The sequence below is a fragment of the Reichenbachiella sp. genome, from assembly GCF_039969095.1.
Lineage (GTDB): Bacteria > Bacteroidota > Bacteroidia > Cytophagales > Cyclobacteriaceae > Reichenbachiella.
Map to the genome: position 1 here is coordinate 507,660 of NZ_JBDVOL010000015.1, position 19,875 is coordinate 527,534.

General features: G+C 40.5%; 16 protein-coding genes. 6 read left to right on the forward strand and 10 right to left on the reverse strand.

Features of this window, described 5'->3' with window-relative positions:
- The 3 genes from ABJH98_RS17480 to ABJH98_RS17490 form a co-directional block, all read right to left on the reverse strand.
- On the reverse strand, positions 1–1,176 hold the full coding sequence (locus tag ABJH98_RS17480; protein WP_348309105.1) for a cytochrome c peroxidase: 1,176 nt from the start codon (positions 1,174–1,176) through the stop codon (positions 1–3).
- Positions 1,176–1,853: a c-type cytochrome gene (locus tag ABJH98_RS17485; RefSeq protein WP_348309068.1), complete on the reverse strand. Its 678-nt coding sequence runs from the start codon at positions 1,851–1,853 to the stop codon at positions 1,176–1,178. The genes ABJH98_RS17480 and ABJH98_RS17485 overlap by 1 nt, the downstream gene beginning before the upstream one ends.
- Positions 1,854–1,975: 122 nt before the next feature.
- A complete protein-coding gene (locus ABJH98_RS17490; protein ID WP_348309069.1) occupies positions 1,976–2,956 on the reverse strand; it encodes a LytTR family DNA-binding domain-containing protein in 981 nt (326 codons plus the stop codon).
- Between the two features lie 301 nt (positions 2,957–3,257).
- On the opposite strand from ABJH98_RS17490, the gene ABJH98_RS17495 reads away from it, so the two are divergent.
- Genes ABJH98_RS17495 through ABJH98_RS17505 form a run of 3 tightly spaced genes read left to right on the forward strand, consistent with a single transcriptional unit; the run spans position 3,258 to position 8,940 of the window.
- On the forward strand, positions 3,258–6,425 hold the full coding sequence (locus ABJH98_RS17495) for a SusC/RagA family TonB-linked outer membrane protein (RefSeq protein ID WP_348309070.1): 3,168 nt from the start codon (positions 3,258–3,260) through the stop codon (positions 6,423–6,425).
- A gap of 17 nt (positions 6,426–6,442) precedes the next feature.
- Complete coding sequence (locus tag ABJH98_RS17500; RefSeq protein ID WP_348309071.1) at positions 6,443–7,912, forward strand: SusD/RagB family nutrient-binding outer membrane lipoprotein; 1,470 nt, start codon at positions 6,443–6,445, stop codon at positions 7,910–7,912.
- Positions 7,913–7,944: 32 nt separating this feature from the next.
- A complete protein-coding gene (locus ABJH98_RS17505; RefSeq protein WP_348309072.1) occupies positions 7,945–8,940 on the forward strand; it encodes a PKD domain-containing protein in 996 nt (331 codons plus the stop codon).
- A gap of 132 nt (positions 8,941–9,072) precedes the next feature.
- Here the strand turns inward: ABJH98_RS17505 and ABJH98_RS17510 are convergent, their stop codons facing one another.
- From ABJH98_RS17510 to ABJH98_RS17540, 7 genes are all read right to left on the reverse strand, one after another.
- Complete coding sequence (locus ABJH98_RS17510) at positions 9,073–10,032, reverse strand: substrate-binding domain-containing protein (RefSeq protein ID WP_348309073.1); 960 nt, start codon at positions 10,030–10,032, stop codon at positions 9,073–9,075.
- Between the two features lie 168 nt (positions 10,033–10,200).
- A complete protein-coding gene (locus tag ABJH98_RS17515; protein WP_348309074.1) occupies positions 10,201–11,493 on the reverse strand; it encodes a TRAP transporter large permease in 1,293 nt (430 codons plus the stop codon).
- The gene (locus ABJH98_RS17520; RefSeq protein WP_348309075.1) at positions 11,493–11,957 is read right to left on the reverse strand and encodes a TRAP transporter small permease; all 465 of its coding nucleotides are present in this window, start codon (positions 11,955–11,957) and stop codon (positions 11,493–11,495) included. Before ABJH98_RS17520 ends, ABJH98_RS17515 begins: the two co-directional genes overlap by 1 nt.
- A 7-nt stretch (positions 11,958–11,964) precedes the next feature.
- A complete protein-coding gene (locus tag ABJH98_RS17525; protein ID WP_348309076.1) occupies positions 11,965–12,993 on the reverse strand; it encodes a TRAP transporter substrate-binding protein in 1,029 nt (342 codons plus the stop codon).
- Positions 12,962–14,368, reverse strand: a complete 1,407-nt coding sequence (gene uxaC, locus ABJH98_RS17530; RefSeq protein ID WP_348309077.1) for a glucuronate isomerase — start codon at positions 14,366–14,368, stop codon at positions 12,962–12,964. Before uxaC ends, ABJH98_RS17525 begins: the two co-directional genes overlap by 32 nt.
- A 2-nt stretch (positions 14,369–14,370) precedes the next feature.
- Positions 14,371–15,555 (reverse strand): mannonate dehydratase, encoded by a 1,185-nt coding sequence (uxuA, locus tag ABJH98_RS17535; protein WP_348309078.1) that lies wholly within the window; start codon positions 15,553–15,555, stop codon positions 14,371–14,373.
- Positions 15,556–15,566: 11 nt separating this feature from the next.
- Positions 15,567–16,403, reverse strand: a complete 837-nt coding sequence (locus tag ABJH98_RS17540; protein WP_348309079.1) for an SDR family oxidoreductase — start codon at positions 16,401–16,403, stop codon at positions 15,567–15,569.
- A 151-nt stretch (positions 16,404–16,554) separates the two neighbouring features.
- Between ABJH98_RS17540 and ABJH98_RS17545 the strand changes: the two genes are divergently transcribed.
- The 3 genes from ABJH98_RS17545 to ABJH98_RS17555 all read left to right on the forward strand — a co-directional run bounded on the left by ABJH98_RS17545 (position 16,555) and on the right by ABJH98_RS17555 (position 19,875).
- Positions 16,555–17,595: a LacI family DNA-binding transcriptional regulator gene (locus tag ABJH98_RS17545; RefSeq protein ID WP_348309080.1), complete on the forward strand. Its 1,041-nt coding sequence runs from the start codon at positions 16,555–16,557 to the stop codon at positions 17,593–17,595.
- Between the two features lie 39 nt (positions 17,596–17,634).
- Positions 17,635–18,372 carry a DUF6250 domain-containing protein gene (locus ABJH98_RS17550; protein ID WP_348309081.1) on the forward strand — a complete coding sequence of 246 codons (738 nt, stop codon included), beginning with the start codon at positions 17,635–17,637 and terminating at the stop codon, positions 18,370–18,372.
- Between the two features lie 477 nt (positions 18,373–18,849).
- Positions 18,850–19,875 carry a glycoside hydrolase family 88 protein gene (locus tag ABJH98_RS17555; protein WP_348309082.1) on the forward strand — a complete coding sequence of 342 codons (1,026 nt, stop codon included), beginning with the start codon at positions 18,850–18,852 and terminating at the stop codon, positions 19,873–19,875.

A 19,875-nucleotide genomic window follows, 5' to 3' on the forward strand; every position in this document is an offset into this window, starting at 1 on the left:
TTAATTTGCTAATTTAGATTCCAAGGCTGATGGTATTTGATCTGGGACTTTTGGTTTGAAAGTTTCGTCCGTTAAAGTCTTTAAAAAATCAACTAAACGATCAAGTTCATGATCAGCCAAGTTGGGTTCCCATATATGCCAATGTAATATGAGCTGTTCATTTTCAGGTACGGCGTGTCCTCTGCCATCCGTATAAAATTGCACAGTCTCCCTTAAATCCTTAAATCTTCCAGAATGCATATAAGGTGCTGTTTTTTCAATATTTCTAAGGCTAGGAACTTTGAATCCTCCTCTAAACGTAGAATCGTTCATAGGAATCTGAGCGCCGGGGTCAAAGGGCATGCCTTCAGGATCTGGTGTGCCTAAGACTGCAATTTGTTGATTGGTGAATAGCGGAGGGGTATGGCATTCCGCACAGCGAGCCACGAATGATCGGAAAACGTTAAGCCCTTCTTTCTCCTTTTGCGTCAAAGCGTCTGAGTAACCATGGGCATATTGATCATATCTACTATTCAATGAAATCAATGAGGATTCAAAAGCGGCGATGGCTGTATAGATTTCTGGCAACGAGATGTTATTGCCTCTACGCTCAGGAAAAGCAATGGAGAATAGCTTTTTGTATTCATCAATTCGATTCAGCGTAGCCAGCAGGGAGTCAGGGTTATTTCCCATTTCATGTGCATCATATAATGGCCCCTTCATTTGTTCTTCGAGAGTCGTGGCTCTACCATCCCAGAAGAACCTTTGCATGTAGGCGACATTCCATAGCGAAGGAGCTGATCGAGGCAAAACGTAGTTGTCTATCCCAACACTTTGGCTCAAACCGTCGCTAAATCCTTTGTCCGGGTTATGACAGCTGGCACAAGAGATGGTGCCGTCGCGTGATAAGACAGGGTCGAAGAAAAGATAACGTCCCAAATCAATTTGCTGCGGAGAAAAACCAGCTCGAACCTCTGGTAATGCCGTTTTCAGTCCGCCAACGCCTTTATCATTTAATGAACTGTACATCATATACAGGTTGCGAGGCTCGCATTGATTGTCGCTCGTTAGTTCAAAGCCAGGAGGGCAGGTGTCACACAGCTTGATGATCGCTCCGTGATCTCTCAAGGCATTATTGAACCGAATGAACAATAAAATAGCGGCGAGTAGTATGGCGGAAGTAAAAAATCCTTTCATCACTTCTCAAGAGATTTTATGTATGCAATCACATTGGATAGTGCTTCGTCATCTGGTAACGAGGTAGACATCATCTGCATCTGTGAGCCATAATCATCTTTTGGATGCGATCCTCTGGTACCCGCCTCAAAGTTTTTGTATTGTTTATATAAATACCAATCATCAGTGCCAACTAGTCTAGGAGCGTTTAAGTCCTTATTACCTATCCCACCTTCACTATGGCATGCGCCACAGATCATGCTGTAGTATTGCTTGCCAGCCTCAGGATCACCGTCTATAGTTTTAGTTGTGTTTGACTTAGGCAGTGATTTAATATGAGCAACTACGGATACTATTTTTTCGGGGCTGTCTAGTAATTTGGCTATAGCTGCCATTTGCGTTCCTTGTGTATCAGAAGGATCAGTACCGCGAATTCCCGTTTTAAAATTCTCTAATTGTCTTATTAAATACCAATCATCTTGGTTGACTAGAGACGGGGCGCCTAAAGACTTATTGCCTGTTGCATTTTGGCCATGACAAGCCACACAAGTCTTGAATAGTTGAGCACCATCTTTGTTATTGCCACTATCAGTTGCTGAGACAACTACTGGAGTTTCTAGTTCAAGCTTTTTTTCGCTTTCAGTAGACCTACATGAGAACAATAAACACAATCCCCAAACCGCTATATCCCTACGCATATTCAAATGTTCTTTCGATTAAATTTTATCTATCTAAGTAAACTTTGGAAAAAGAGATATGAATCCCTAATAGCATTAGGATTTAGGGATAAACCAAACTGATTTGGGGTGAACGCAAAGATTTATTCAGATTGTAAATCATTTAAAAGATCTACAAAATACTGCTTATAATTTTTGGAAACAGGAATTGGCTTGTCATATCCGTTCAATTCAATATTGTATCCCTGACTATTTTTTTGGATAACGGCCACCCGATTAATATTCACCATATAGGATCGCTGGCATCTTCTAATTGGTTGATTTGACAATTGGTGTTCCAGTATTTTCAATGTGGTACGAACCAATTCTTTTTTGATAAGGCCATCTTTGAGATAATATACTTCTACATAGTTATCTGCAGAATTTAAAAATAGCAGTTGACTATTGTCTACTACCAGTTTAAGGTCACCATTCGAGTCAGTAATCTTTACCAGGTGATTAGTCGAAATTGAGCGTCTATTCTTTTCTGAAAATTTGAAATACAATATGACTCCAGAATATGGAATCAGTCCCACTAGTAGTGATTGTTTAATTGCCAACCAGTATTCATGTAATAAATCAGATTGGCGCTCACCAAATAAAAGTGCCATCAAAAAACTGATCAAGAGCAATTCTAGCGTAGTCCAAACAATAAAATGTTTGTTTGTAAACCGTTGAAAATTAAGATGTTCTTTGAGTACTATTTGTGTTAGAATGAGATAAACCCATGCCACTATACCGAATGCAGAAAGGTATAGAAATTGAGGCATGTCGATATTTTGAGGCCATTTTTGCACATTGAAAGGAACGTACAAATTCATGAAAAATATAGCATATATTCCTATTGCAGAAGCTAAAGTCCAACGACTTTTCTTACTGTCTAGTGCGGAGAATTGGCTATTTAGAAACTGGTTGATAATATTAGCTGATTTGTTTGATAATCTGGAACATTTTTCAACTCCCAATTTATACTTTCTTATGAAATCTTGAAAGTACTTTCTTATAGTAAAATACTTAAAGTATTCGGATTTTGTATGGATGTTTTGAACTGTTTTCTTGTCAAACTGGAAGTGCAATTGCTCCATATATTATATATATACAAAAAACTATCCTTTCCTGAGCGTAGACAAACAATCGTGCTTTCCTATAGAGAAGCGGTCTATGCAGTCAAGCTTCAAATCCATGGACAGAGTCATCATTCACCTGTAAAACCAAGAGTTTAATTAAACCTAATAGGCTCATTTCACCCCATTTATAGGCCTGGTTATAATTATTACATGTTTTTTCTAGATCATTAATGGTTAATGATTAATTAAAATTTGCATCATGAAGCCAAGTGAATTGAAAAAGGGGCCTTCAAATAGATTGCGGGACAAAATTTATCCTATGATGAGACTAGCATTATTTCTCACAGTATTAAATGTGATGACAGCAACGGCTTCAGTCTATGCTCAAAGTGGAAAGTTTTCTTCTGGAAATAACCAGGTTGATACCCGTGAGGTGACTGGTAAAATTGTTTCTTCAGAAGATGGAATGGAGCTGCCTGGAGTAGCTGTTAAAATTAAAGGTACTGACAAGGGTACAATTACTGACATTGATGGGGAATTCAATCTCACTGTTGAAAATAATACGATTCTATTGGTGTCTTATGTTGGTTTTATTTCTCAAGAAATTCAAATACATAACCAAGACCATTTAGATATTATTTTGCAGGAAGATGTTGTTTCTCTGAGCGAGGTGGTAGTCACGGCATTGAATTTAGAAAGAGACAAGCAATCATTGGGGTATTCCATTACTCAGGTGGAGAGTAAAGAAATCACCAGTGCTAAGGAAGATAATTTCATCAATTCGTTGTCTGGCAAAGTAGCTGGTCTACAAGTCACTCAGTCTTCAACAGGCGTAGGCGGATCAACTAGAATAGTCTTGAGAGGCATATCATCCATGACAGGCAATAATCGACCGCTTTTCGTAGTCGACGGAATACCAATTAATAGCAGTTTTCAGCAAAGTGGAGAAATTGATTATGGAGATGCGCTGAGTGATATCAACCCTGAGGATATAGAGTCGATGAGCGTGTTGAAAGGGGCTGGTGCAGCAGCCATGTATGGTAGCAGGGGTGCGAATGGCGTGATTTTGATCACCACTAAAAAAGGGACACAGAAAAAAGGAATAGGGGTAGAGTTTAGTTCAGCTTTTTCAATATCAAACCCTTTGGTGTTACCAGATCTGCAAAATGAGTACGGTCAAGGCGCATATGGTGTTTACCCCAATATTAATTCAGAAGGCTTCCCTGACAATACTGATCCTTGGTCATGGAGTTATGGGCCTAAGATGGAAGGTCAGGAATTAGTGGATTGGACGGGTCAGTCAAAGCCATATTCCCCTAAGGGAAATCCAATGGAGTCGTATTTGCAAACCGGAACTCAATTCATCAATTCTATCAGTGTAGAGGCCGGCAACGAGAAATCTTCGGTTCGAACCTCTTTCACCAATCAAAATAGTAATGGCATGTCGCCAAACAATTCATTGAGTAGACAATCATTTAGCATCAGAGGGGTTTCGCAGTTGAATGACAAACTTTCAGTCGATGCTAAGCTCAACTATATTCATAATCATGTGAAAAATAGACCCATGCTGACCGAAAATGGTGCAAATGCCGGAATGACATTGACAATAATGCCTCGAAATATTGGGACGGAAGATCTGGAAGCCAATAAGTATGATGCGGATGGCAATGAAATGACCTGGACCAGTGATCGGACATATAACAATCCGTATTGGGTGCTAGACAATGTGGCCAATCAAGACTACAAGAACCGTGTTCAATCCTCATTGGCTATTAATTATAAAATAATTGAAAAGCTGTCCTTACTATTGAGAAGTGGATTTGATCAATCTAGTGCCAGGACAGAAGCCTACGCCAATGCAGGTACTTTAACCATGGGCAATGGAACAGGAGAATATTCGAAAAACACAAGTAATAGTCTTGAATGGAACTCCGACTTTCTTTTAAATTATCATGGAGAGTCTGGATCTATCAATTACAGCTTAGGCTTAGGTGGAAACATCAGGTACAATGAAAGTGGGAACTTAGGCGTCGAAGCTACACGAATGAATGTACCAGGATTTTACACGATGAGTAATTACTCATCTCAAATAGCTAGCGAAGATTTTAGCAGTAAAAGGGTGAATTCACTCTATGGTTTAGGGTCAGTCTCGTACGAAGATATCTTATATTTGGATTTGACCTACCGTAGTGATTGGTCATCCACATTGCCAGTAGAGAATAGACAGTATGACTACTACTCTCTTAATATGTCCTGGTTGTTCTCCAATACCTTCGCGTTACCAGATTTTATAAACTCAGGAAAGATCAGAGGATCTTATGCCAAAGTCGGAAACGATACGCAACCCTATCAAGTTGATCAATACTATACTTTGAGCAGAACGTCGCTCGATTATCCATTAGCTTCTGTGCCAGACCGCTTACCCACCTTGGATTTGAAACCGGAAGAAACTTATTCTTGGGAGTTAGGTGCAGATTTAGTCATGTTTAGGAATTTGAGCGTCAATGCGACTTATTATTGGAGTGAGTCCAGAGACCAAATAATGTTCGTGCCGCTCGGTTTTTCAACAGGGTATGATAGCAAAATACTCAACGCAGGAACTGTTCAAAACAAAGGAATAGAGCTTCAGGTTGATTTTAGCCCATTTAAAAACACAAAAGGATTTTCATGGACTATGACTGGGACTTTCACAAGAAATAGATCCCTTGTCACAGAAATCCATTCTAATCTAGAGAGTTTGGTATTGAGTTCGAATTGGCACGCAACGATAGAAGCAGTACCAGGTCAGCCTTATGGAGAAATTTGGGGCGTAGATTACAAAAGAGATGCTTTAGGAAATAAGTTGATAAACGAGCAAGGTCATGCCCAACGAGGAGAACGTGTTTCCCATGGTAACATTAATCCAGATTGGATGGGAGGATTCAGAAGTAGTTTTAGTTATAAAAACATTAGCCTGAGTTTCTTGATAGATGTGAGTATGGGTGGTAATATTTACTCTTGGGGCAAATCATATAAAATGCTATATGGCACAGGAGCAGAAACACTAGAGGGAAGAGATGAATGGTATGCTACTCATGATCCAGCAACAAATTACCAAGTCCCACTGCCTGGAGTGACACCAGAAGGATTTGTAGAGTCAGGAATAAATGAAGGCACAGGTCAACCCAACACAGTTCCAGTTCAGCCAACATTTATTGGTTACAATTTATTTGTTAATACGATCATTACTCCATCGGTTCTGGACGCATCAAGTGTGAGATTGAGAGAAGTAGTGATCAACTATAAGCTTCCACGAAAAATAGGAAGTGTATCTATACCAGAGACCACACTTTCCCTAACTGGTCGTAACCTCTTATTTTTTTACAAACCGGCCGATCATATAGATCCTGAGGCAGGCTATAGTAGTGGAAATACGGGCAATGGGTTTGAGCACAGTACATTGCCTTCAGCCAGAACTATGGGGGTTCAATTAAGAATGAAGTTTTAAACAGAGCAATGATGAGCATGAATTTTATATACAAAATTTTGACTGTATGGATACTGTTTTCGATGGTTTCTTGTACGGATGAGTTTGGTGATATCAACGTTGACCCGAACGCATTATCTGATATAGATCCTGAGGCCATTTTCAGTAAATCAGTTCACAATCTTTTTAGTACTGGTGTTCGCAGTTTGCAATATCAAGCAGGGGCTCAGTATTCGCATTTTTATGTAGGTCTCAATGTGGATCACCAAACAGATATTTATAAAATTGATTTTACAGGAGGACTCTCAAATTCTGTTTTTGAAGGTTACTATAAGGTATTGCGACATAGCAATGAAGTGAGGTATTTGACGGAACCAGGAGGTGAGTACGAGAATTCATTACAACATGCCATCGGCTCAGTGATATCACTTTATACTTATGCGACACTCACAGATGCATTTGGTAGCGTGCCTTATACAGAAGGTGGATGGGGAAGAAAGGATATTTTGCAACCAAAATATGACGAGCAAGAGACTATTTATAAAGGAATAATAGAAGAACTAGCCACAATATTGGCAGAAGTAGAATCTGGAGATCCAGCTAAGGGCTTTCCTAGCGGTGATCCAATTTATAACAACGACCTTACCAAATGGGCAAAATTTATTAATTCATTCAGGCTGAGGCTTGCAATGAGAATGCGGTTTGTTGATGCTTCGTATGCAGACCCGGTGATTGCTGAATGTATTTCAAAACCATTAATTGATGAAATTTCGGACCAGGTCAAATGGACTGGTCTAGAAGCCGACATCTCGTTGAATAATCCTTGGTATGATATTTTTCAATTTTTCAGGTTTCGAATGGGAGAAAAGATTATTGATCAATTAAAAAACACGAATGATCCAAGATTGTCCATTTATGCAAAACCTAATGTTGACGGAGAATACATTGGTATGCCGAATGGTTTGGCTGATAGTACATTTCCTCTTTGGGACATTGACAATACCAGTGAGCCTACTGATGATTTAGTGGGTATCGACGCTACCACCTACTTGATGACAAGTGCTGAAATCTATTTTTTGAGAGCCGAAGCTGCATTGTTCGGCCTTACCTCTGAAAATAGTAATGCCATGTATCGGCTAGGAATTAGTCAAAGCTTGTTGCAATGGGGGGTGTCGCTAGCAGAAATAGATGATTTCCTGCTAGAGCCATCATCAACGCTAAGTGGGACTCAAGAACAACAATTTGAACAAATAAGTACGCAAATGTGGATAGCGCTGGCACCAAATTTTGGAGAGGCCTATTCGAATATTCGTAGGACAGGATACCCAAGAATTCCACAAAGAGACGGAATCAATTTCGCGAAAGGAGACACAGATGGATATCTGCCTTCGAGGTTGGTGTATCCTTTGAACGAACAACTTCAAAATCCTTCCAATTACGAAATAGCAGTAGAACAAATGAACGGCGATGATCTCACCAATAAAGTGTGGTGGGATGTGCGCGATTAAAATAATTTCTTTAACTAGTAAACTTTAATGATATGAAAAGGATAATTACTTCAATATTAAGATTGTCGTTATTGTCAGCTCTAATGTTGATAAGTGCTTGCTCTGAGGATGAAGACCCTCCATTACTGGGAGTGATCGGTTTTCAAGCTGATGCAGATAACCCATTTAAAATCACATTTTCAGTACAAACTGAAAATGTGACAGAATATAGTTGGGATTTTGGTGATGATGCTGGTACAAGTACAGAGGTCAACCCAACTTATACTTATGCAGATGCCGGAGCTTATGAGGTAGTACTAACTGCCACAGGCCAGGGCGGAACAACGACTGCCTCAGTTACGGTAACTATTGCTACATCTATTAGCGAAATGCTAAGTGGGGGCCCTAATGCTACTGATGGTAAAACATGGGTGCTTAGCACCTCTGTTACAACAGGAAGCGATGGTGCTGGGCACGTATCAAATTTAATGAATATTTTGTTTGGTGCTCCTGACAATGCCTTGAGTTCAATAAGTGGTATTCCTATCGGATTAGAAGCTGAGTATGACAATGAATTTACCTTTTATGATGATGGCAGTTACTCAATAGACCCAGTTAACGGCAGCGTACTTTCTAGTGTTGTTCATGCCAGGGTGCTAGAAGAGCAAAGCTTAACAACTATTACAGATGTATCAGAAAGTACTTCGACGTTGCCCATGGCTGCTGCTACCTTCACTCCAGCTACGAATGCGACTTGGTCATTGAGTCATGACGACCACATAGTCACTGCTTATAATGAGATAGGAGTGCCAGCAGATCAAATTGTGTCCGAAGAGATAACTTTCGATTTTCCTGGAAATCCTTCTACAAAACAGGCCAGAATCGTATTGTCGGATAATCAATTTCTCGGATTTTGGGGAGGTACCCCTACTTATATCATTAAATCGATCTCTGCGGAAAGAATGCAAATAGCAGTTCCAATAAACGGCCTCGTAGAATACTACCCAGCACCTACGTTGATGATTACTTTTACTTTTGTTCCGAAATAATTATTTCAAGATATTAAGTGTTGAAAGTCGTACCCTGGTTTGGGTACGGCTTTTTTTCAATTTAAATCTACATACCTGAATAGTGATGTTACTATTTGCTCTATGATATCGTTTTCCTAGTTGCTGAAAAACCTAATTGATCAGTACCTTAAATACATCAATGTTATCCTGGTCTATTATAGTTGGACTAAACAAATAGGCATTAAAACTTACATCTTGAATTGTCAGATTGGTGAATTTGCCAGTGGCCTGACCAGATAATATCGCCTGAACAATGTTTGCTGTTTTCTTAGCCATGGGCTGAATGGGTTTAAAAGCAGTCATGTTTTGAACACCCATTTCAATTCTCTTAATGGTTTCTTTAGAGGGATCTTGCCCGGTCACATAAATTTTTTGTAGTAATTCGTTATTATTCGCAAATTCAGCCAAAGCACTCACACAATTATCAGTCGCAGCTATAATGGCATTTACATCTTGCAGATTTGGTTTGAGGTCATACAGTTTTAGAAGTACCGACATTTCGCTCCAACTATCAAGGATGATGTCATTCACGATATTCACCTTGCCAGCATCTAAATAGGGCTGCAATACCTCCATCTGGTTATCTCTGAATACTATTGCATTATAGTCAGTCGTTGGGCCATTCACGAGAATGATATTTCCTCCATCTGTGTTTTTTAAGACAGATTGAGCTTGTCTTCTGCCGATTTCAGCATTGTCGTAGCCTATAAAAAAATCGATTTCACTATTAATAATAGGGCGCGCATAAGCCACTACGACAATGTCTCTTGCTTTAGCTTCAGATACAATGTCGCTCATCTTTTCTCCATCTACAGCTATGATGATCAGTGCATCTACTTCATCGGCAATCATGGTTCGTGCCTGTTTTTTTTGAACCTCCAATTGGGAATGAGCGACTTGTATGTCGGCAGCAATGTCTAGTGCTTCCATGGATTGCTTCAAATGCATGGAATCTATTTTCCACCTTGCGCTTGCAAACTGGTCAAATAGAACACCGACTTTATAATTCTGACTAATTGAATTTTGAATAAAGGAAAGTAAAACCGTTAAGGTTAGAAGTATTGCTTTCATGCTAGCTATAGTTTAATTGAACATATCAAAATGTTGGGCGTATTTGGCTTAAGTAGTTTTTAACCAATATAATAAAAATGGTTGAGTTCTATAGCGGTAATATCATGGAAGCGCTAGAACCCTGACCTGAAAAGGTCAGGGTTCTAGCCTAATGAGATTGATATCGAATTACTCAAACAGCCCTGGTAGGAACAAACTTAATTCTGGCAAATAAGTCACCAGCATTAATACGATGATCATAGCAATGAACAGCGGAATCAAAGGTTTGATCACTTTGTCTAGCGAAATTCCCGCTACACCTATGCCTACAAAAAGTACCGAACCCACAGGCGGCGTACAAAGCCCTATGCAAAGGTTCATCACCATGATGATTCCAAAGTGAACGGGGTCGATCCCAATAGCCGTAACTACTGGTAGGAAAATAGGAGTAAAGATCAAAACTGCTGGAGTCATATCCATGAATATACCGACTGCAAGCAACAGCAAATTGATGAGTAGTAGAATCACCCAAGGGTTGTCAGAGATACTGAGCAATCCGGCGGTCACCGCCTGAGGGATGTCAGCGTAAGCCATCACCCACGACATGCTCATCGAACAAGCGATCAATAACGCTACTACTGCAGTGGTACCAACAGATCCAATAGCGATTTGTCTGATTTTTTCAACCGTCAATTCTTTATAAACTAGGGACAACACAAAAGTGTACAGTACGGCGATGCCCGAAGCCTCAGTAGCTGTGAATATACCTACCACGATACCACCAATGACGACCACCAACATCATCAAACTAGGGAAAGCTTGAATAAAAGTGCTCAAGACCTGGCCCAAACTAGACTTGTCCCCTCGAGGGTAATTTTTGATTTTTGCATAGATATAAGCGACCAGCATCAGTGCCAATCCCATCAATAATCCAGGGATATAACCAGCCAAAAAGAGGGCAGCAATTGACACTCCACCACTGGCCAAGGAGTATACAATCAAAATATTGGATGGTGGAATCACCAAGCCTGTCGTAGATGAGGCGATGTTGACCGCGGCGCTATAGGACTTTTCATATCCTTCTTTTTCCATCCTTGGTCCCAAAGTGCCACCAATAGCTGAAACTGCGGCCATAGCCGACCCAGAAATCGCGCCAAACAACATGGCACCGATGATATTGACATACGCCAATCCACCAGGAAAAGAACCAACCAGTGCTTTAGCAAATGCTATCAAACGCTGAGCAATGCCTCCTTGATTCATGATTTGTCCGGCAAGGATAAAAAATGGGATGGCCAGCAAGGAAAAGCTGTCCAGACCAGTAGCCATTCGCTGAGCGATGGTAGTGAAAGCTGGAAGTGTATCTATGTTGATCAGAATGGTGACTAATGAAGCGAGCCCCACACTATAGGCCACCGGTACGCCAATAGCCAATAAAGTAATGAAACCCAGTACCAATACAATGACTTCAATATTTTCCATTAGTTCTTTTTTAGTAGTTTGATAAAATCAGAGAAAGAGTAGTAGGCAATCAATACCCCACTTAATGGCAGCGCCAGATAGACATAACCCAAAGGAATGTGCATGGCAGATGAGGTCTGACCAAGTTGAAAGGAAATATGCACCAGACGAATGCCACCCACGATCAATACTAGAAATGCGAATACGATAATGATGACTTGAATGGAAAGCTGCTGAATGCGCTGCTTTTTTGGACTGAGTGCTCTTTCGAGCAATTCGATGGCCACATGCATGCCTTTACCAGACGCATAGGCAGCTCCCAGCAGACCTACCCAAATGAGTAAATACCTTGAGAGTTCATCAGTGAACGCACTGGGGTCATTAAGTAAAAATCTGGAGGCCACTTGCCATAGTACATTCAACACCATGAGACCTAGCAACAGACTTAAAATGTATTCTAATATTTGATCTATTTTTTCTCTCATCTTGAGTTTATTGATCTGCGTTTTGTATGTCTTTAATCAGTTGAAAAATCTCAGGCTGAGTTTTGAACTCATCGTAGAGCTTGGCTACTTTTTCCTGAAAAGGAGCCTTTTCGGGGTGATAAATAGTAACTCCTGCCTTTTGCACCTCGGCTAAACTCTCCTGAACAGAGCTGGCCCACACTTGTTTTTGATACTCCACAGATTGATCCGCTGCCTGCTGGAGCCATTTTCTCTCTTGTTCATTGAGCTTGTCCCAAAGGTAGGTACTCACAATGAGCACATCCGGAACGGTGGTATGCTGATCGATGGAGTAGTGCTTACATATTTCGTAATGACGAGACGTGTAAAAGCTTGGGGCATTGTTCTCAGCTGCATCCACCACGCCTTGTTGCAAGGCAGTATACAGTTCGCCAAATGACACAGGGGTAGGAGATCCTCCCAGCGCATTGACCATATTGAAAGCCGATTGACTGTTCATGACTCTGACTTTCAGTCCTTCTAAGTCTTTGGGTGAATTCACAGGGGCTTCCTTAGAATAAAAGCTGCGACTGCCAGCGTCATAAAAACATAATCCTCTGAGTCGATATTGTTCTCCTTTGGAAAGTAGTTTTTTGCCTATCTCGCCTTGTAGCACATTCCAGGTATGAGTAGAGTCAGAAAACAAATAGGGTAAGGTTAAAACTTTGAATTCGGGCACAAAATTCTCCAGCGAACCTGCAGATACCTTGGTCATATCCAAGCTGCCTATTTGCAGTAATTCCATCAGGTCACGTTCTTGTCCCAGTTGTCCGTTGGCATATATATCCATAGCCATTTTTCCTCCAGACAACCCCTCCAGCAGTCGAGCCATCTCTAAAAGACTCAAATGCACAGGGTGGGCATCATTGAGCCCGTGGGCCAGTTTCAATGTATGACGATCCTGATTTTGTTTGCAACTCATCAATCCTACTGAAAGCATCAATGCAATGGCAACAAACATCTTTTGCGTGTTTTCTATCATCATTTTATTCGCTAAAGTCGAAATAGTTTTTGGCATTGTTGTAGCAGATATCTTCCACCATTTTCCCCAATAGATCCATGTCATGAGGAATTTCCCCATTTTCCACATCCGTACCGATCAAATTACATAGGATTCGTCTAAAATACTCATGTCTCGGAAAAGACAAGAAGCTCCGCGAGTCGGTAAGCATGCCTACAAATCGGCTTAGAAGACCCATGTTAGACAGCGAATTCATCTGATTTTCCATGCCATTTTTTTGATCCAAAAACCACCATCCAGTCCCAAATTGCATCTTGCCTACAATTTTACCGTCGTTGAAGTTGCCAGCCATTGTAGCGAACAAATCATTGTCACGGGGGTTGAGGTTGTAAATAATGGATTTGGCTAGCTGGTCTGTATTGTCAAGATTATTAAAAAACTTGGACAGTCGAGTAGCTTGGCTATAGTCTCCCATGGAATCATAGCCAGTATCAGGGCCAAGCTCTCGGAGCGCACGTTCGTTGTTGTTTCGAAGTGCTCCTAGATGAAATTGCTGCACCCATCCTTTGGCATGATACATTTTGCACAAAGCAGTAAGAACGTATCCTTGCAGATTTTCTTTTTCAGTTAAATCGATATTTTTTCCATTGAGCAAAGAAGAAAATAGCTGATCTAAGCCAGTCGCATTTGGATTGAATGCTGGTATTTGATGGAAACCCAAATCCGATACCCGACATCCATTTTCATGGAAATAATCTACCCGCTGCTGCAGGGCTTCCAAAAAGCTGTCCAGAGAATTGATTGTAATCCCTGAAGCGGTACTGAGTCGCTGGATGTAGTCTAAGTATTCTTTCGATTCATCCAGTTGCAACGCCTTATCAGGCCTAAACGTCGGATACACTTTAGGCACTTTAATTCGCTCCTTAATCGCCTGATGATGGTTCAATTTATCAATTGGATCATCAGTGGTACATAAAGATTCTACATTCATTTGAAGGAGAAGTCCTACGCACAAGTGAGAGTCCTTATTCATCAGGGCTGCGGTTTCTGAGTAGATCTCAGCTGCCGTCTCTGTAGAAAGCAATTCATTTATTCCGAAATACCTTCGCAGTTCTAGATGAGTCCAGTGATACAAAGGATTTCTAAGTGTGTTTGGAACGGTTTCAGCCCATTTTGAAAACTTATCCTCATCTGAAGCATTTCCAGTAATGAACTTTTCATCCACACCATTGGCTCGCATGGCGCGCCATTTATAATGATCTCCAGAGAGCCAAGCCTGCGTAATGTTTTTAAATTGATGGTTGGAAGCAATGGCAGCAGGGTCTAGGTGATTGTGATAATCAATGATAGGCATCGAAGCGGCATGATTATGATACAGATCCTCTGCTACACTATTGGTCAATAAAAAGTCGTCTCCTATAAATGTTTTCATCCCTACTTCGATTTTCTAATCCCTAACTCCAAACCTCTCAATTCAGCCAAACCACGAAGTCGACCTATGGCCGAATAACCTGGGTTTGTCGTTTTCACCAAATCATCCAGCATCTTGTGACCATGATCTGGCCTGAATGGCATACGAATGTCTTTTCGATTATTTTTTATTCTTAATTCTTGTTCTTCGACCAAGGCTTTCATCACACCAAACATGTCCACATCTCCATCTAAATGATCAGCTTCGTGGAAGTTGCCTAAGGCATCTCTTTTTGTCGCTCGAAGGTGGATGAAGTGAATTCTGCTACCTAACCGTTGCACCATTCCAACCAAATCGTTGTCTTCTCTCACGCCGAATGAACCTGTGCAAAATGTCAATCCATTGTTGTGACTATCGACAGCATCATATAGCTGATTGATATCATCCTCTGTACTCACTACTCTAGGTAATCCTAAAATTGGAAAAGGAGGATCATCTGGATGAATACACATCAAGACACCTGCTTGTTCTGCAGCTGGAATGATGGCTTTTAGAAATTCGAATAAATTGGCTTTGAGCTGATTGGCATCAATGTTTTCGTAGGTGTCTAATACTTCCTGAAACTGCCGTAAAGTGTAGCCTTCTTCAGCCCCTGGCAGACCAGCAATGATGTTGTTGACTAATGCCTCTCTTGCCTCATCGGAGAGTTGATCGAAATAGACCTGAGCAGCTTCTTGTTGTTCATCAGTATATTCATTGACTGCATTAGGTCGCTTGAGCAAATGAAGTTCGAAAGCTGCGAAAGCCGTTGCATCAAACCTTAGTGCAGTAGACCCGTCTCCAAATGGATAATCCAAATCAGTACGCGTCCAGTCCAAAACAGGCATGAAGTTGTAACAAATCGTGTCTATACCGCAGGCGCCTAGGTTGATGATAGACTGTCGGTAATTATCAATGTATTGCTGAAAGTTGCCTGTTCTCTTCTTAATGTCTTCGTGCACAGGGACGCTTTCCACTACGGACCATGTAAGTCCTGCAGCTTCAATTTCAGATTTTCGTTTGTTGATTTCTTCAACTGTCCAGACCTCTCCGTTCGGTACGTGGTGCAAAGCAGATACAATGCCCGTCGCCCCTGCTTGTTTGATATGTGAGAGGGTCACGCCGTCATTTGGGCCATACCATCTCCAAGTTTGTTCTAATTTCTCCATCTGTCTAATATTTATACCCCACTAAATGCACTGAAACCACCGTCTATCGGAATAGTGACTCCTGTCACAAAAGAAGAGCCTGACCCTACAAGCCATTCCAAAGTACCCAAAAGGTCTTCTGGTTCACCAAATTTTCCCATTGGGGTGTGCTCTATAATGGTGTTGCCACGTGCGGTTAGATTGCCGTTTTCTTCAGTGAGTAATCTTCTATTTTGATCGGTTAGGAAAAACCCTGGCGCTAGCGCATTTACTCTTATGCCAACTTTAGAAAAATGAACAGCCATCCATTGCGTAAAATTTGAAATGGCTGCTTTTGCTCCGCTATATGCTGGAATTTTCGTCAAAGGAGTAAAGGCATTCATTGACGATATATTGATGATCGTACATCCTTCTTTGCCCACCATGTCTTCAGCAAATATCTGACAAGGTAATAGCGTACCTATAAAATTCAAGTCAAACACGAACTTGATCCCTTCTGGATCAAGATCAAAAAATGTGGTAATATCTTCAGTGCTTTCCAGATCGCCTGCTTCGAAATGCGTTTTGCTTGTGGTGCCTTTAGGATGATTTCCGCCTGCACCATTTACGAGAATATCACAGGTACCAAAAGCGCTATGAATTTCTTCTTTTGCTTTGACTAAGCTGTCTTTGAGAAGGACATTGGCTTCCACGCCAATGGCATCACCACCATTTGCATTGATTTCTTGAGCTACCTTTTCCGCATTTGATTTATTCAAATCAAGAATGGCAACTTTACACCCTAATTGCGAAAGGTGCTGAGCCATCGTGCTACACAATACGCCTCCACCTCCAGTAATTACTGCTACTTTATTATTTAATTTTTTCATGTTTCACTATTTGAGTGTACGTTAACGCATTTTCGTCTAAAAAAACCCTCTGAATAGAAGGAATAGTCTGTGTGTACGTTAACGTTATTGGACAAATGTAGTATATTGCAACATAATCTAAAAAATATAATTGTATTTATTTTAATAGTTGATGCCTAAAAGAATCACGATCAAGGAGATAGCCAGCAAAGCAGAAGTATCCATAGGTACTGTCGATCGCGTTTTGCATAATAGGGGGCGTGTGGCACAAGCCACCAAGGATAAAATCTTGGAGATTGCAAAAAAAGGAAACTATTCGTCTAACATTTATGCTCGAAATTTAAAGTTAAATCGTACGTACAAAGTTGCTGTAGTTTTATCAAATGATAATCCTTATTGGGACAAACATCGGGTTGGGATCAAGCGGGCGTTAAATGAATATGAAGCCATGGGATTTACGCAGCGGGAAATTGAGGTGACTTCTTTGAATGAGGAGACTCGGGCAAGTGCCATAAAACAGGCGCTTGAAAGTGATGCCGACGGCGTAGTTCTTTCTCCCAATATGCTTTCCAGAGACGGTGCTGGTGCAAAAATGCTTAGTGAGACAAAAATTCCATTTGTTTTCGTAGACGCTACTATGGAGCAAATGAACAACCTTTCGTTCATTGGTCAGGACACCTATCAGAGTGGTACAATGGCAGGAAAGATATTGAGCAATGCTTATGATAATTATTTCTGTATCTGGGTAGTTACACAATCCGCATCCGATCTTCAAAAAATGACAATCATAAAGAGAATAGAAGGTTTAGAAGCTTTCTTTCAAACCACTAAGAAACACATTAATATTTCTAAGGTCAATCTCGAAACGGATGGTTTGACAATGGCAGAACTTAAAGCGCAATTGTTAAAGGAAAGTAAACCTGTTCACTTATTTATTCCACATTCGAAGTCATACACGATTCTTGATGAAATTCATCCGATCAGAAAGCAATGCAATATGAGAATTATTGGCTATGACCTGATAGATTCCAATATCAAATGCCTGAAAAATGGCTGGATCGATTATTTAATAGACCAACAACCCATTAAGCAGGGCTATCTGGCCATTCAGGCATTGTATAAGCATTTGATACTCAAATCAGATGTTGCAAAGAATCAATATTTACCCTTGGATATCATAACCAAAGAAAACCTGATGTACTGTGATTATTAATGTAGGTTAGATACATCAAGCCGGTACTTATCTATTGATATGAATAGTTTGAATTTTTTATTTGTTGTGATTTCAGCCATGATAGCTTGCGAAGCACCTAATCACCGAATCATTAAATTAACTGACGGCCTGTCCATAAAGGCGGAATTGTTGTTGCGTGATGATTTTTCCAACGGTATAGACAACTGGCAGGCTGAGCAGATGCCAGGTGGCACAGTATATGGCAAGGATGGAAAGCTTGTAGTGAAAGATAAGGCTGGCTGTACGGTTTGGTTCAAGAATAAATTGAACGGGCCGATTATGATTGAATATGATGCTTATGTAGTCGAGGCGGGTGGAGCATTCGACCGAGTCTCTGATCTCAACTGTTTTTGGATGGCGACTGACTCAGAACATCCTGATAACCTCTTTGCCAAGTCCGAATCCCGAAATGGCAAATTCCGAAACTATGACTCACTGAGTTTGTACTACGTGGGTATGGGAGGACATCACAATACTAAAACACGGTTTCGTAGATACAACGGTAAGGGAGAAAAACCACTGTTGCCACAGCATGATTTGACTGATTCAGCTTACCAAATCAAACCGAATACGGCCATAAAAATCCGTCTTATCGCTTATAAGGACATCATTCAGTTTTATAAAAACGATAAGTTGATTTTCGATTTTCAGGATCCAAATCCATATACTGAAGGTCATTTTGGTTTACGTACAGTTCACAACCACATGATGATAGACAATTTTGCCGTCTATCAGTTAACCGAAATTGCCAATTGAAAATGAAGTGAACTGTATTTTCAGACCAACAATAACTTATCACCTAGAGATACTGATGGCTCCAATTGGGATCAAAAATAATTGAAAATATGGATATAATCGCCTAATCTATGGAGGGATCTTTCAATAATACAGGAGTTGTTAGTAGTAGTCCATATTTTCGAAAAAATGACTGTAGTGTCGTAAGAATATGATCTCAAAATTAAAGCTGGTTAGAAACAGTGGATGGGATATGCAGTTGCTTTCTTATAACTGATTTGCCATGCACTTGGTGCCACTTGATTAATGATTAAAATGATAAATAGGAAATTACATACATGCCCTTGTCTTCTAACTAGAATCATTTTTAGTTTGTCGATTATTCTGTTGTTGGCTTCTTGCAGTCAAGAGCGAAAAGAGAATTCGATAGAACACACATTAAATTATTGTGTTTCTAAAGTCAAAGCTTCTGCAAACAGTCTGTCTAATGTAGATCGCATGCCCAGAAACATTGCTCCTGGAGAAAAGGAATGGAAAACTGTTGGCTTACATGACTGGACCAGTGGTTTTTGGCCGGGGATTTTATGGTATGCTTACGAGTATTCGAAAGATGAATCACTGAAGAAAGAAGCCAAAAAATTCACCAAACCACTAGAGGTGATTGCCAATTCTTCTGCAGATGATCATGACATTGGTTTCCAGATCTATTGCAGTTATGGCAATGCTTATCGCTTGACAGGCGATGAATCTTATAAAACTGTGATACTCAAAGCTGCAGATACACTGGCCACACTTTTCAATCCTATCGTTGGAACCATACACTCTTGGCCAAGGAAGAAAGAGTTTCCTCACAATACAATCATAGATAATATGATGAATTTGGAGCTGCTGTACTGGGCCTCAAAAAATGGTGGCAGCCAGCGCCTATACGATATAGCAGAACAGCACGCCGAAACAACCATGAAAACACTGGTAAGACCTGACTTTAGCTCTTATCATGTAGGGATATACGACACACTTGATGGACATTTCATCAAAGGCATAACACATCAAGGCTATGCAGATGATTCCCAATGGGCACGTGGACAAGCCTGGGGAATCTATGGTTTTGCAGTGAGTCACCGCGAAACAAGTAGAGCAGATTTTTTGGAGACTTCAAAAAAGCTTGCAGATGTATTTCTAGGTCGACTTTCAGCAGAAGGGGTGCCCTATTGGGATTTTGATGATCCTGATATTCCGCAAGCACCCAAAGATGCTTCGGCAGCTTGTATTGCAGCTTGTGGTATGTTGGAATTGGTCACACTTCTCGATGACCCCAAAGAAAAAATTAAGTATAAAAATGCTGCCATAGAAATGATACAAAAACTGTCTTCGGATGATTATCTCAGTCGAGATCAAAACCCAGCCCTTTTACTTCATTCGACTGGCCACAAACCAAAAGGAAAAGAAATTGACGTGCCTATTATATATGCAGATTATTATTTCATGGAAGCGCTATTAAGGCTTAAAAAACTCGAAGAGTAG

Excerpts from the sequence above, each read along its gene's own strand:
- ABJH98_RS17480 (WP_348309105.1), bottom strand. The coding sequence starts at position 1,176 with ATGAAAGGATTTTTTACTTCCGCCATACTACTCGCCGCTATTTTATTG.
- ABJH98_RS17485 (WP_348309068.1), bottom strand. The coding sequence starts at position 1,853 with ATGCGTAGGGATATAGCGGTTTGGGGATTGTGTTTATTGTTCTCATGT.
- ABJH98_RS17490 (WP_348309069.1), bottom strand. The coding sequence starts at position 2,956 with ATGGAGCAATTGCACTTCCAGTTTGACAAGAAAACAGTTCAAAACATC.
- ABJH98_RS17495 (WP_348309070.1), top strand. The coding sequence starts at position 3,258 with ATGATGAGACTAGCATTATTTCTCACAGTATTAAATGTGATGACAGCA.
- ABJH98_RS17500 (WP_348309071.1), top strand. The coding sequence starts at position 6,443 with ATGAATTTTATATACAAAATTTTGACTGTATGGATACTGTTTTCGATG.
- ABJH98_RS17505 (WP_348309072.1), top strand. The coding sequence starts at position 7,945 with ATGAAAAGGATAATTACTTCAATATTAAGATTGTCGTTATTGTCAGCT.
- ABJH98_RS17510 (WP_348309073.1), bottom strand. The coding sequence starts at position 10,032 with ATGAAAGCAATACTTCTAACCTTAACGGTTTTACTTTCCTTTATTCAA.
- ABJH98_RS17515 (WP_348309074.1), bottom strand. The coding sequence starts at position 11,493 with ATGGAAAATATTGAAGTCATTGTATTGGTACTGGGTTTCATTACTTTA.
- ABJH98_RS17520 (WP_348309075.1), bottom strand. The coding sequence starts at position 11,957 with ATGAGAGAAAAAATAGATCAAATATTAGAATACATTTTAAGTCTGTTG.
- ABJH98_RS17525 (WP_348309076.1), bottom strand. The coding sequence starts at position 12,993 with ATGCCAAAAACTATTTCGACTTTAGCGAATAAAATGATGATAGAAAAC.
- uxaC (WP_348309077.1), bottom strand. The coding sequence starts at position 14,368 with ATGAAAACATTTATAGGAGACGACTTTTTATTGACCAATAGTGTAGCA.
- uxuA (WP_348309078.1), bottom strand. The coding sequence starts at position 15,555 with ATGGAGAAATTAGAACAAACTTGGAGATGGTATGGCCCAAATGACGGC.
- ABJH98_RS17540 (WP_348309079.1), bottom strand. The coding sequence starts at position 16,403 with ATGAAAAAATTAAATAATAAAGTAGCAGTAATTACTGGAGGTGGAGGC.
- ABJH98_RS17545 (WP_348309080.1), top strand. The coding sequence starts at position 16,555 with ATGCCTAAAAGAATCACGATCAAGGAGATAGCCAGCAAAGCAGAAGTA.
- ABJH98_RS17550 (WP_348309081.1), top strand. The coding sequence starts at position 17,635 with ATGAATAGTTTGAATTTTTTATTTGTTGTGATTTCAGCCATGATAGCT.
- ABJH98_RS17555 (WP_348309082.1), top strand. The coding sequence starts at position 18,850 with ATGCCCAGAAACATTGCTCCTGGAGAAAAGGAATGGAAAACTGTTGGC.